The sequence below is a fragment of the Taklimakanibacter deserti genome (assembly GCA_003574785.1).
On the sequence record QORU01000004.1, the window covers coordinates 248,484 to 261,451 of the forward strand.

The 12,968-nt window shown below is 63.2% G+C and carries 13 protein-coding genes; 7 read left to right on the forward strand and 6 right to left on the reverse strand.

What is annotated here, in order from left to right:
- Positions 1 to 36: 36 nt before the first annotated feature.
- Positions 37 to 591 carry an AAA family ATPase gene (locus tag DS839_RS09910; protein ID WP_119270149.1) on the forward strand — a complete coding sequence of 185 codons (555 nt, stop codon included), beginning with the start codon at positions 37 to 39 and terminating at the stop codon, positions 589 to 591.
- Here DS839_RS09910 and DS839_RS09915 read toward each other — a convergent pair.
- From DS839_RS09915 to DS839_RS09935, 5 genes are all read right to left on the reverse strand, one after another.
- On the reverse strand, positions 584 to 1,507 hold the full coding sequence (locus DS839_RS09915) for a carbohydrate ABC transporter permease (protein WP_119270150.1): 924 nt from the start codon (positions 1,505 to 1,507) through the stop codon (positions 584 to 586). The genes DS839_RS09910 and DS839_RS09915 overlap by 8 nt on opposite strands.
- A 1-nt stretch (position 1,508) precedes the next feature.
- Complete coding sequence (locus tag DS839_RS09920) at positions 1,509 to 2,627, reverse strand: carbohydrate ABC transporter permease (RefSeq protein ID WP_119270151.1); 1,119 nt, start codon at positions 2,625 to 2,627, stop codon at positions 1,509 to 1,511.
- Positions 2,628 to 2,711: 84 nt separating this feature from the next.
- Positions 2,712 to 4,322, reverse strand: coding sequence for a sugar ABC transporter substrate-binding protein (locus DS839_RS09925; protein WP_438816510.1), 1,611 nt, complete (start codon positions 4,320 to 4,322; stop codon positions 2,712 to 2,714).
- 143 nt (positions 4,323 to 4,465) lie between these two features.
- Positions 4,466 to 5,398, reverse strand: a complete 933-nt coding sequence (gene rbsK, locus DS839_RS09930; protein ID WP_119270153.1) for a ribokinase — start codon at positions 5,396 to 5,398, stop codon at positions 4,466 to 4,468.
- Positions 5,399 to 5,415: 17 nt separating this feature from the next.
- Positions 5,416 to 6,480 (reverse strand): ABC transporter ATP-binding protein, encoded by a 1,065-nt coding sequence (locus DS839_RS09935; protein ID WP_119270154.1) that lies wholly within the window; start codon positions 6,478 to 6,480, stop codon positions 5,416 to 5,418.
- A 122-nt stretch (positions 6,481 to 6,602) separates the two neighbouring features.
- On the opposite strand from DS839_RS09935, the gene DS839_RS09940 reads away from it, so the two are divergent.
- Positions 6,603 to 7,301 carry a GntR family transcriptional regulator gene (locus DS839_RS09940; RefSeq protein WP_119270155.1) on the forward strand — a complete coding sequence of 233 codons (699 nt, stop codon included), beginning with the start codon at positions 6,603 to 6,605 and terminating at the stop codon, positions 7,299 to 7,301.
- Between the two features lie 5 nt (positions 7,302 to 7,306).
- Here the strand turns inward: DS839_RS09940 and DS839_RS09945 are convergent, their stop codons facing one another.
- Positions 7,307 to 7,981 carry a B3/B4 domain-containing protein gene (locus tag DS839_RS09945; RefSeq protein ID WP_119270156.1) on the reverse strand — a complete coding sequence of 225 codons (675 nt, stop codon included), beginning with the start codon at positions 7,979 to 7,981 and terminating at the stop codon, positions 7,307 to 7,309.
- A gap of 178 nt (positions 7,982 to 8,159) precedes the next feature.
- Here DS839_RS09945 and nanR point away from each other — a divergent pair, with 178 nt between their 5' ends.
- The 5 genes from nanR to DS839_RS09970 all read left to right on the forward strand — a co-directional run bounded on the left by nanR (position 8,160) and on the right by DS839_RS09970 (position 12,883).
- Positions 8,160 to 8,897, forward strand: a complete 738-nt coding sequence (gene nanR / locus DS839_RS09950; RefSeq protein WP_119270157.1) for a transcriptional regulator NanR — start codon at positions 8,160 to 8,162, stop codon at positions 8,895 to 8,897.
- Positions 8,894 to 9,202 (forward strand): putative quinol monooxygenase, encoded by a 309-nt coding sequence (locus DS839_RS09955; RefSeq protein WP_119270158.1) that lies wholly within the window; start codon positions 8,894 to 8,896, stop codon positions 9,200 to 9,202. The genes nanR and DS839_RS09955 overlap by 4 nt, the downstream gene beginning before the upstream one ends.
- Before the next feature lie 17 nt (positions 9,203 to 9,219).
- The gene (locus tag DS839_RS09960; RefSeq protein WP_119270159.1) at positions 9,220 to 10,002 is read left to right on the forward strand and encodes an HpcH/HpaI aldolase family protein; all 783 of its coding nucleotides are present in this window, start codon (positions 9,220 to 9,222) and stop codon (positions 10,000 to 10,002) included.
- A gap of 9 nt (positions 10,003 to 10,011) precedes the next feature.
- A complete protein-coding gene (locus tag DS839_RS09965) occupies positions 10,012 to 11,058 on the forward strand; it encodes an NAD(P)-dependent oxidoreductase (protein WP_119270160.1) in 1,047 nt (348 codons plus the stop codon).
- A gap of 169 nt (positions 11,059 to 11,227) precedes the next feature.
- Positions 11,228 to 12,883: an extracellular solute-binding protein gene (locus tag DS839_RS09970; RefSeq protein WP_119270161.1), complete on the forward strand. Its 1,656-nt coding sequence runs from the start codon at positions 11,228 to 11,230 to the stop codon at positions 12,881 to 12,883.
- The last annotated feature ends 85 nt before the right edge of the window (positions 12,884 to 12,968 follow it).

Below are 12,968 nucleotides of genomic sequence, written 5' to 3' on the forward strand. Positions count from 1 at the left end.
CCCCGCTTCGCGTGGGAGGGAGATCAAGGAGACCGCATGTCCCAGAACACCGATCGCTTCTTCATCGTCACCGGCGGACCAGGCGCCGGCAAGACGACACTGCTCGATGCCCTGGAGAAAGCCGGCTTCGCCCGGACCATCGAGGCTGGCCGCGCCGTCATCCAGGACCAGGTCGCGATTTCGGGCCCCGCCCTTCCCTGGCACGATCCAAGCCTCTTTGCCGAAGCGATGCTGGGCTGGGAGATGCGCTCCTATCGCCTGGCGCTCGAAGAGCCGGAGCTCGTCTTCTTCGACCGCGGCATTCCCGACACCATCGCCTATTTGCGCCTCATGGATCGTCCCGTGCCGGCGCATCTGACGACGGCGGCATCGGTCTTCCGCTACAATCCGCTGGTCTTCGTCGCCCCCTATTGGGCCGAGATCTTCGCCAATGATGAAGAGCGCAAGCAGACGCCGGAGGAAGCGGAACGGACCTGTCTGAAGATCGTGGAGACCTATCGCGAATTGGGCTTCGAGCTTGCCATGCTGCCGCTCGCCCCGGTCGACGAACGCCTGCGCTTCGTGCTCGACAGAACTGGCCTCGCTATTTGACCGCGCCCGCCGTCAGGCCTTTGACGATATAGCGCTCGAGGAACACGCCGATCACCACGAGCGGCGCGATCGCCGCGGTCGCGAGCGCCGCCATCGACCACCAGTTGATGCCTTGCGAGCCGGTCTGGCTCGCCACCATGACGGGCAGCGTCTTGGCATTGGTGCTGGTGAGGAGTGCGGCGAAGAAATATTCGTTCCAGCACAATATGACCGAGAGGATGAAGGCCGCCACCATGCCGGGGAGCGCGATCGGGATGACGATGCGCAGGAACGCGCCCCACACCGAGCAGCCGTCGACAAGGGCCGCCTGCTCGAGCTCGATCGGGATCGTGTCGAACTGGTCGCGCATGATCCAGATCACGATCGGCAGCACCATCAGCGTATAGATGAGGATGAGCCCGATGCGGGTGTCGAGCAGCGCCAGCTCCTTGTAGAGGACGAGGAACGGCATGGCGAGCACCACCGGCGGCAGGATGAGCTGCGACAGGAAGAAGAAGGAGATGTCCTTGTTGCGCATCCAGCCGAATTTGTAGTCGAAGCGGCTCAGGCCGTAGGCCGCGAGCGAGCCGATCACCACCGCCAGCGCCGAGGCGCCGAGCGAGGCGACGATGCTGTTCTCGAAGCGCTTCAGGAATTCATCGCGGACCGTCGAGATCTGGCCGATCGTGTCGGGCGACAGGCCGAGCGAGCGCCAGCCCTTCCAGTCGGGCGTGAAATCGACGAAGGGAATGAGATGGCCTTGCGTGACATTGACCGCGGTCTTGAACGACGTCGTCAGCGTCCAGTAGATCGGGAACAGCGAGATGAAGGTCCACAGGATGAGCGCGCCATAGATCAGGACGCGCGTCGAGATGCGCGCCGCATCGGCTGTGCCGCTCTGCGCGCGTTTCGCCTGCCTCTCCGCGACGGCGCTCATGTCAATTCGTCCTCTGCATGAAGCGGCTCACGAATTTGAGCAGCAAGGTCACGAAGATGATGATGATCACCAGATAGAATTCCGCCAGCATCGTGCCATAGCCGACATTGGAGCGGTCGCGATATTCGCGGAAGATGAAGCTCGACACCGTGTCGGTGGCCCCGCCCGGACCGCCCGCCGTCACGTTGATCACGATATCGGCAAGCTTGAGCTGGAAGATGACCTTGAGCACGATCGCCGTGACGCTGACCGGCAGCATGAGCGGAAAGGTGATCTGCCAGAAGGACTGCCACGGGCTGGCGCCGTCGACCTTGGCCGCTTCCTGCACTTCCTTCGGCAAGGCCTGGAGGCCGGCGAGCAGCAGGATCATGATGAAGGGTATCCACACCCAGGCATCCATGAGGGCGATGCTGAGGCGCGCGATCCAGGGCGTGGTGAAGAAGGCGGGATTGTCCCAGCCGAGATGCCGCGCCAGGGTCGCCGCCGGGCCGAAGCGGTATTCCATCAGCGATTTGCCGATCATCCAGCTCACCGCCACGGGGCTCAGCATGAACGGCAGGAGGAAGGCGACCCGGAAGAATTTGCGCGCCTTGATCTCGGCATTGAGGAGCAGCGCCAGGCCGAAGGCGATCGCATATTGGACGAGCACGAACAGCACGTAATAGACCATGTTGCGCAGCGCGTTCCAGAAATAGGCATCGCCGAGGAGTGCCCGCAGATTGTCGAGGCCGTTGAACTGAGGTCCCGCCAGCGAGCTCAGGTTCCAGTTCATGAAAGCGAGATAGAGACCGAAGAAGGTCGGGAAGATCACCATGGCGACGGTGAAGGCGACGGCCGGCAGCACGAAGAGCGCATGCTTGCCGCGCTCGCCACGGATGAGCACTTGCGCGGCGCCGACGGCCACCGCCCACAGGAGGAAGGCGTAAAGGACGGGGCGCCAGTTGTCGAAGCCCGTCGCCACCACTTGCGCCTTGAACAGAACCTGCCAGAGCACGATGGCGGCAAGGCCGAGCGAGGCCGCCCACAGAAGCGATCGCCCTAAGGGTGCGGCAGGCTCGACGGCGGCGCGCGGTGGCGGCTCATGCACCTTGCCGGCGGTTTCGGGCAGCGCTGTCGTCATGAAAACCAGAATATCCGAATGGAATAGGGAATTCTGGTGGCGCAGGCTGCGCCACCAGAATGATGCATGTCAAATGCGTGTGCTTCAGGCGCCGGCGCCGAGCGACGCCTTGTAGAGCTTGATCTGATTCTCGCGTCCGATCTGGTCGGTGATCTTCTCCCAGGCGGCCGCGATCGCATCGGCTCCCGCTTGCGCCGTGGCGCCGCCGGCAAAGATCTTGGCGAGTTCGTCCTCCGCGACGCTGTAATATTGGAAGATGCCGGGGATACGGGGCTCGATCGCCGCATTGGGATGATTGTAGGAGTCGGACTGCGACTTGAGATAGGACGAGATGAAGGCCTCGTCATAGCCCGCCGCCACCCATTCCGGGATGTTGAAATGGCTGTTGCGGTAGGGCTGGAAGCCCGACGGATAGGCGGCCGTCCACAGCGAGATGTCCTTGCCGCCGAGGTGGGCCGCGGCACTCCAGGCCGCCTTCTGCTTGACCGGATCGCTGTCGACTCTCGCCATCACATAGACGCCCCAGCCGATATAGGCCATGTTCGGCGCGAAATTCGGACCCGTTGACAGCTTGTCCCACTGGCCGGTCTTCGCGTTATAGACATCGTCCGAGCCCGGCAGGATGGAGAAGGCGACGGTGTCGCCGATGACCGAGCCGTCGCTGGTCTTGGCCATCGAGCCGACATCGCCCCACCAGGCGAGCATGGAGCCCGTTCCGGCGAGGAACTGCTGGAAGGCGGTCGTGCCCGGATCGGCATTGAGCTGGTCCGCAGGCTCGGCCGGCAGCGCATCGATCACATCCTGGATGGCGCGCACGAAGGCCGGGTTGTTGACGCGCGGCTTCATCGTGTCGATGTCGAAGAGCCAGGCCTTGTCGTCCGGATGCTTGGCGTAAGCCGTGGCGCGGCTTTCGAGGAAATAGAAGCCGAAGCCGCCCCAGCCCTTGGCCGGATCGAGATAGCCATAGGCGTCCTGCCCGGCGGCCTTCTTGCCTTTCAGGAACTTGGTGACCTCCTGCACCTTCTGCCAGGTATTGGGAACGGCCCATTCGCCCTGATGGCCTTCGTCCTTCCAGGCCTTGGCGAGCTCGGCATCGGAGAAGACGTCGGTGCGGTAATTGAAGGTGTGGCAGTCGCCGTCGATCGAGATGCGATAGGTCTTGCCGTTCCAGGTGCCGACCGGGGCTTTCAGATAGCCGACATAGTCGTCCATCTCGATCTGCGTCTTGACCCAGTCGGGCATCTCGGAAGCGAGGCCCTTGCCGCAGACATCGCCTTCGAACGGCGCTCCCATCTCGACAATGTCGAAATCGACCGTGCCGGTCGCGATCGATTGCTGGAGTCTCGCATTGTAGTCGGCCTGGGCGAGATCGATCCAGCTGATCTTGGCGCCGGTATAGGCTTCCCATGGCTTGAGGAAGCCGCGGAACAGGAGATTGTGCAGGTTCTGATTGTTGAGGCCCATGAAGGTGAGCTCGACGCCCTTGAACTCGCCCTCCTTCACATTGGCCTTGGTGGCGCCGAGGCACAATTCACCGACCTTCTGCCAGTCGGCATCGGTCGGCGATCCCTTGCCGACACCCGGAACCTTCAGGAGCTCGGTGCGCAGATCCGATTGCGCGAAAGCCGGGGTGCTGAGAGCGGTGACCCCGCCGGTCGCGGCGAGCGCCGACAGGGCGGCAGCACCTTTGAGCATGGTACGGCGGCTGGCTTGCAGCGCCAGCAGCGTTTCATATTGGTTGAGCTTCACGATAGTCCTCCCTTTGCAATCTGTTCTTGCCTAACATGTTAGTATGTGCAGCACGCCTGTCAATCGAAAGCGAGAACGGCGGCAGCGGATCAGATAGCTTTCTTCAGCAGCGCGTCGACTTCGTGGCGGCTCGGCATGGAAGGCGCTGTTCCCGCCCGCGTGACGGAAATGCCGGCGACCGCCGAACCGAAGCGTGCGGCTTCGAGCGCCGAGGCGCCTTCGGCGAGCGCCGCGGCAAGTCCGCCATTGAACGCATCTCCTGCCCCCGTCGTCTCGACCACGGGGCCCGCCTTGAACGCCGGCACCAGCACCGATTGGCTCGCCGAATGGAGATAGGATCCGGCCTCTCCCAGCGTGATCAACGCTGCCTTGGCGCCTTTCTTGAGAAAGACATCGCCGGCCTTGCGCGCGTCATCGGCGGTCCTGACGGTGATGCCCGTCAACAGGGTGGCTTCGCTTTCATTCGGCGTGACATAGTCGCATAGGCCATAGAGCGCATCGTCGAAGCGCTCCGCCGGCGCCGGGTTGAAGATGGTGATGGCGCCCGCGGCCTTGGCGATCTCGAGGCCGCGCCTGGCGGCCGCGACCGGCTGCTCGAGCTGGGTGATGAAGACCGACGCCTCGCGGATTGCACTTTCCGCCGCTTCGACGTCGCTCGCGCCGATCGTCGCCGCCGCCCCCGGCACGACGATGATGGCGTTGTCGCCATTCACCTCATTCACATAGATGAAGGCGGCACCCGTCGGCTGATCCGTCATCTCGATGACGCGCGGCGTGATTCCTTCCTTTTTCCAGGTGGCGAGCGCGATGGCGCCGAATTCATCGCGGCCGATCTTCGAGATGAAGGTTACTTGGGCTCCGGCGCGCGCCGCGGCGACCGCCTGGTTGGACCCCTTGCCGCCGGGACCGACCTTGAAGCCTGAGCCCGCGATCGTCTCGCCGATGCCCGGCAATCGCCCGGCGCGGAAAGCGAGGTCGGCGACGAAGATTCCGAGGATGGCGACGCCTTTGCGCTGGCCCATGGTCGCTTCGCGCGCGGTCAGTTGAGCCTGAGCCCGGTCTCCTTGTCGAAGAGATGGACGGATTTGGGATCGGGCGCCATCGGCAGGTCCTCGCCCGGACGCGCTGCGATGCGCTCGCGGAACACGCCGACGACCTTCTGCCCGCCGAGCTTGGCGAAGACCTGGGTTTCCGATCCCGTCGGCTCGATCACCGATACTTCCGCCTTGAGGCTCTGGCCGCCAAGCGCGAAATGCTCGGGGCGGATGCCGTAGATCGCCGGGCGGCCATCCGAATCGCGCGGCGCCGCGGCGAGCGGCAGGTCGAGGCCGTCATCGGTGACGAAGCTCGCTTTGCCGTTGACCTTGATCTTGCCCTTGAGAAGGTTCATCGCCGGCGAGCCGATGAAGCCCGCGACGAAGATATTGGCGGGGCGGTCATAGAGCTCGAGCGGCGAGCCCGACTGCTCGACGATGCCGTCATGCATCACCACGATGCGGTCGGCCATGGTCATGGCCTCGACCTGGTCATGGGTCACGTAAACGGTTGTCGTCTTCAGGCGCTGATGCAGCTCTTTGATCTCGGCCCGCATCTGCACCCTGAGCTTGGCGTCGAGGTTGGACAGGGGCTCGTCGAACAGGAACACCGCCGGATCGCGCACGATGGCGCGGCCCATGGCGACGCGTTGGCGCTGGCCGCCGGAAAGCTGGCGCGGATAGCGGTCGAGATAGGGCACGAGGTCGAGGATCTCCGCCGCCCGCTTCACCCGGGTCTCGATCTCGGGCTTGGGGGCGCGGCGCATCTTGAGCGCGAAGCCCATATTCTCGGCCACCGTCTTGTGCGGATAGAGGGCATAGGACTGGAACACCATGGCGATGTCGCGGTCCTTGGGCGGCAGGTCGTTGACCACTTTCTCGCCAATGCGGATGTCGCCCGAGGTGATGGGCTCGAGGCCGGCGATCATGCGCAGCAAGGTCGACTTGCCGCAGCCCGAAGGTCCGACCAGGATGACGAACTCGCCGTCCGATATGCCGATCGACACGCCATGGATCACTTCCTGGTTGCCATAGGCTTTGCGCACATCAACGACATCGACCGAAGCCATAAAGCTCCTCCCACGCATATTTTTTGAGCCCGCGAACGTTATTGCATCTTTTCCGGATGGTCCAGCACGGATCGCAGGGACCCGAGTGCCAACCTGCCCGCAAATCGCTAGACTGACGAATCATGGCCGGACCCGCCCCGAAGCGAATGATCATGCCGCCGACGCGCGCCTCGGCCGCCGCCGATGAATTGCGGCGCCGTATCCTCGAAGGCGAATATCCGGCCGGCATGCCTTTGCGGCAAGCGGTCCTGGCCGAGGAGCTCGGCATCAGCCGCATCCCCTTCCGCGAGGCCCTGATCCTGCTCGAGGCCGAGGGCCTGGTGCAGATGGAGGCGCATAAGGGAGCGGTGGTCGCCGGCTTTTCGCCCGAAGAGGTCGAGGAGCTGTTCGAATTCAGGGCGCTGCTCGAGCCGGCGCTCCTGGAGAAATCGGCGCCCCATCTGACCGATGCCGATTATGAGAAGCTCGACGCGATCCTCACCGAATATAGCGACGAGCTCAGGACCCAGAATCCGGGCCGCTGGGGCGCCCTCAATACCGAGCTCCACACCGTCCTCTATCGCCGCGCCAGAAGTCCGCGCATGCTGGCGACCGTCGATCAGCTGCTCACGAGCACCGACCGCTTCGCGCGCATGCAGCTGGCTTACACCGATGGGCGCGAGCGGGCCGAGCGCGAGCATCGCGAGATCGTGACCGAGTGCCGGGCGGGAAACGTAAAGAAGGCGTCGCGGCTCTTGCGCCAGCATATATTGGCGGCGGGAGACGCCCTGGTCAGGCTGCTGCGGGAGCGCCAGCAGGCCGCCGAACTCGCCAAGGCTTGATCCGTTCAAATGGGGAAAGACTGGCGTTCCATGACATGGACGCCGTTGATCCCGGTGAGCGCGGCTGCGACAGCGTCGATCAGACGCTCGACATCCTGCCTGCCCGTGGCATGCATCGCTTCGGCGACTATCAGCGCCGTTGCGGTCGTCGCGCGAATGGCGGAGCGGCCGCTTTGCCGGTTCGTCCACCGCCGGGCGTGGGCATTGCCGCCAGCATCGGCATAGATGACTTCCTCTGGCTCCGGATGCTCGATCGCGCCCGAGAAGCTTTCGTAGATCTCGGTCCCTTTGGCGCGGCGCACTTCGAGCCGGCCTGTCATCATGGCCATGTCGATGACGGCGACGGGAATTGCAAAAGCGAGCGAGATGGCGTTGCAGAGATCGACCAGTGGATGGATTCGGGGCAAGGCACCCTCCTTGCGCAACCGCCGCAGCAGGGCTTCCGAGGCGCAGCGATATTGTGTGGGCTTCAATCCCATCTTGGCGAAAGCGCGCCGCCAGGCCTGGATCTCCGGCAGATCGGATTCCGTTCGGGGGCCCAGGCGCTCAGTCGCCACTGCGGTAAAGCGGGAAAGCTGACCTGAGACCTCCGTGCCGGGCGTGATACCGCCGACCAGAAGCGCCTCCACCGCAAGCTCGGGGAAGTCCGCCCTGATCTCATCTGCATAGCCGAAATCCATGGGCCCTTTCCTCGCAAGGCCGAAGCTCGTCGTCTTGTACGAAATTGCACCGTCGCAACTTCCAGGATCACTTTCGCTTCTTCCCACAACTTCCTGAAAAGAATCATCGTTTCCGGTCCCGCGAGATTCCCGCTTTTGCGCTCTTGACGCCGTCCCGGCTTCGGTTAACGTAGCTGGTATGACAGGTATACCAGCCGAGAGCCGGCCCATACGCCCGCAGAAGCTCTATGAGCAGGTCGCGGCGCGGCTCGAGGCTCGCATCATCGAGAGGACCTATGACATCGGTGACCTGCTCCCGTCCGAACGCGACCTGATGCGCGAATTCGGCGTCGGCCGCCCCGCGATCCGCGAGGCCCTCGCTCACTTGCGCAATATGGGACTTGTCGAGCTGCGCTCGGGCGAGCGCGCGCAGGTCATCCAGCCGACCGCCGAGGTGGTGGTCGAGGCCTTGTCGGGCGTCGCCAAGCATATGCTTTCCGCGCATGACGGCGTGCGCAATTTCCAGAATGCGCGCCTCTTCTTCGAAGTGGGCCTCGCCCGCCATGCCGCTGCCCATGCGACGGAAGATGACATCGAGCAATTGCGCTTGGCGCTCGAGATCAATCATGCCGCTTTGAGCGACCTTGCCCGGTTCGAGAAGACCGACGTCGCCTTCCACTATGTGCTGGCGATCATCCCGCGCAATCCGATCTTTCCGGCGATCCATGCGGCCATCGCCGAATGGCTGGTGCAGCAGCGCCACATCACGCTCAACTGGCGCGGCCGCAAGGGCACGGCCGAGAAAGCCTACAAGGCCCACAAGGCCATCTATGAGGCGATCGCCGCGCGCGATCCGGAGAGGGCCGAGAGAGCGATGCGCGATCACCTCGCTCATGTCGAAAGCGTGTTCTGGGAAGCGATGGAGTCCGATGCATGACCGGCTATGTGATCCTGGTCGATTTCCTGCTGAAGCCTGGAAGCAAGGCGGAGTTCCGCCGCGCCATCGACGTCAATGCCCGGGCCTCCTGCGCGACCGAGCGCGGCTGCAGCCGCTTCGACGTGGTCGAGCCGCAAGGCGAGCCCGACCGCATCCTGCTCTACGAGATCTATGACGACCGCGCGGCCTTCGAGGAGCATCTGAAGACGCCGCACCTCGCCGCCTTCGAGGCGGCCAGCAATCATCTGGTGACGAAGAAGACGGTGATTGCCGGCGATCTCGTCTGTGAAGGTTCAAGAGAATAGATTTGGGAGGATAAAGTATGAGTGTTTCCGGCCTCAAGGCCATGGCCAAGACGAAATCGCCGAAATTCGGGCATTTCATCGTCGAATTCGCCACGCCGGGCATCGGCCATATCATGAAATCGGCGGGCTGCGACTTCACTCTTTTCGACCTCGAGCATTCGGGCTTCGGCTTCGAGACGGTGAAGAGCGCCTTGCGCTATTTCGAGGCCGCCGACCTCCCGGCAATCGTCCGCGTGCCGTCGCGCGAATACCATCACATCGCGCGCGCCATGGACATGGGGGCCGAAGGCCTCATGCTGCCCATGGTCGGCAATGTCGATGAGGTGCGCCACATCGTCAATTCGATGAAATACCATCCGCAGGGCAAGCGCGGTGTGGCGCTGCAGGTGGCGCATGACCGCTACCGCCCGGGCAGCGTTGCCGAGAAATTCACCGCCGCCAACAGCCGCACGACCCTGTTCTGCCAGATCGAGACGGCGGAAGGGGTCGAGAATGCCGAGAAGATGGCGGCGATCGACGGCGTCGACTGCCTGTGGGTCGGCCATTTCGACCTGTCGGTGTCGCTCGGCATTCCCGGCCAGTTCGACCACAAGGATTTCAAGCGCGCCATCGAGCGCACCATTGCCGCGACCAAGAAGCACAAGAAGGCGTTGGGCCGTCTGGTGCCCAATGTCGAGCTCGGCATCGACATCTACAGCCAAGGCTTCGATTTCGTCTGCTATTCGGGCGATGTCTGGCTGCTGCATGCGGCCCTCGAGGACGGCATCAAGAAGCTGCGCGCCGGTTGCAAGAAGAAATAGGAGGCATCGATGCCGGCACCTTTCCGCGTCGCACTGTCCGGTGATTTCAAGAAGGCCGACGGCTCGCCGACCTATCCCGATTTCGACCTGGGCCCGCTCACCTCGGCACCCAATGTCGAGATGGCCTTCCTCGAGCCGAAGAACCCCTTGCGCGCCGAGCAGCTCGAGGATTTCGATGCGCTGATCCTGCTCGCTCACCGTTTCACCCAAGACAGCGTGCCCAAATCGGGCCGCCTCGCCGCGGTGGCGCGTTTCGGCGTCGGCTATGACACGGTCGACGTGCCGGCCTTGAGCAAGGCCGGTATCGCCCTCGTCATCACGCCCGACGGCGTGCGCCGCCCGGTCGCCGTCTCGATCATCACCCTCATGCTCGCTCTGACCGGCAAGCTCATGATCAAGGACAAGCTGACGCGCGAGGCCGCGGCGGGCTTCGCCAAGCGCTCGGATCACATGGGTGTGGGCCTCGTCGGGCGCACTTTGGGATCGGTCGGCATCGGCAATATCGGTGCCGAGATGTTCCGCATGGCGAAGCCTTTCGACATGAAGTTCATCGCCCATGATCCTTTCGCCGACCGGCAGGTCGCGGCCGAGCTCGGCATCGAGCTCGTGTCGCTGGAGGATGTTTTCCGCAAGGCCGACATCGTCTCGGTGAGCTGCCCGCTGACATCCGAGACCCATCATCTGGTCAATGCCGAGCGCTTGGGCCTGATGAAACCCACGGCCTATTTCATCAACACGGCGCGCGGTCCCATTGTCGACCAGAAGGCGCTGACCAAGGTTTTGCAGGACAGGAAGATCGCCGGCGCCGGCCTCGATGTCCTGGAGCAGGAGCCGCCCGACGCGGACGATCCCATCCTCAAGCTCGACAATGTGATCCTGGCGCCGCATGCGCTGTGCTGGACCGACCAGTGCTTCGCCGGCAACGGTGCCGCCGATGTCAAGGCGGTGCTCGACATCCAGAAAGGCCTGGAGCCGCGCGGCATCGTCAACCGCGATGTGCTGAAGCATCCGGACTGGCAGCGGCGCCTCGCCGATTTTCGCAAGCGCTACGCATGATCCGGAAAAGTGGGTACCGGTTTTCCGAAAAGATCATGCGCAAGCAAATGGAGATCAATAAGAAGAAGAGTCGTTTTCAAGAAACTCATACCGGCCCAGCAGAAAGCCGGTTCGATCCAAGAAACACAGCGTGCCGAAACGGACACTCAAACTGGGAGGATTGACCATCATGAATGATCGCGAGAAACGTGATTTCGAAGCCGGCCTCAATGCCGAGGTCGACGCCTGGCTTCGCGGCGACAACACCCGCCGCAGCTTCATCAAGAAATTCGGCCTGATGACCGGGCTTCTCGCCACATCGGGCGCCATATTGAGTCCTTGGGCCGAGAATGCCCTGGCGCAGGCTGCCGTCGATCTGGCCGACCCTTCGACGCCTCTGGGCAAGGCGCAGGCCGCGGCGATGAAGGCCTCGACCGAAGGTCCGGCGGATGGCTCGGCCTATCGCGCCGTCCAGGCGGCCAAGCAATATGGCGGCATCACCCTCAACATGACCTATGAAGCGGGCCTTCAGGCGCTCGACCCGCGCAACTATTCAGGGCCTGTCTGGGAACAGCTCACCGGCATCAAGTCGAATGTCGTCGAGCTCTCCAACCCCGATCAATATTCGAAAGCCGTTGCCGAGCATATTGCCGGATCCGGCGCCTATGATGTGCTCGACATCTCGCCCGCCTGGACGCCGTCGATGGCCGATGGCGGCGTGATCGCGCCGCTTGATGACTACATCGCCAAATACATGAATCCGGCGGACCTCGAGGACTACCATCCGCTCTACAAGGCCTTGCCGACCTACAAGGGCAAGATCTGGGGCTTCTTCGACGACGGCGACATGTTCGCCCTCTATTATCGCAAGGACATCTTCGAGGATCCGAAGCTCAAGGAGGCCTATCAGGCGAAATTCTCGAAGGCGCTCGAGCCGCCCAAGACCTGGGAGGACTATTCGCAGGTCGCGCAGTTCATCACCGACAACCTGGCGCCAAATGTCTATGGCGCGGGTCATTTCCGCAAGGCCGGAAGCCCGGGCAACCAGTTCGACTTCCTGCAGCAATACCGCGCCAATGGCGGCGTGCTGTTCGGCGACGACATGAAGGCGGGTCTCGACTCCGATGCCGGCATGAAGACGCTGACCAACATGCTGGCGGCGAATGCGGCCTCGATCCCCGGCAATAACGAGCTCGATGCGGTCTCGCTGTGGGCGGCGTTCCTGCAGGGCAAGGTGGCGATGATCTATTCATGGCCGCCGACGGGACGCATGTGCGCGAACTATTCGCAAAGCGCCAAGGCCATCAACTTCATCCCGCAGTCTTCCATTGCGGGGAAAGTCGGCTATGCCGTGGTGCCGGGCAACCCCGAGCATGCGACGGGCTACAACAAGGCCTTGTCGGCGGATTCGCCCAATGCGGAAGCGGCCTATCTTTTCATGCAATGGGCGACTTCGCCGCCGGTGTCGCTCGCCCGCGTGATGCTGCCCTATGCGCTGCGCGATCCCTATCGCCTGTCGCATTTCAAGTCGGACCTCTATGGCGATCTGTTCCCGAGCGCCAAGGAATATCTGATCAACCTCAACAACTCGGCCAATGTCGGCCTGCTCGACATCATCATGCCGGGGGCCCAGGATTATTTCCTGAGCCTCGACCGTCTGTGCACGTCGGTCTGGGCCGGCACCGATCCCAAAGCGGCGCTGGCGACGGCTGCCGCCGAATGGGACCAGACGACGGAGCGCCTCGGCGTCGATCAGCAGAAAGCCTTCTATGCCGAGTTCAAGAAGCTTCCCGGCGCCACGGCCGACAATACGGTCGAGAAGCTCGGCATGGCCGTGAAGCTCTGAGGCTTCTCACAGTGAGCGAGCCCTCACCGATTTTTCCCCTCTCCCGTTGCGAAGCAATGGGAGAGGGTGCCCGAAGGGCGGGTGA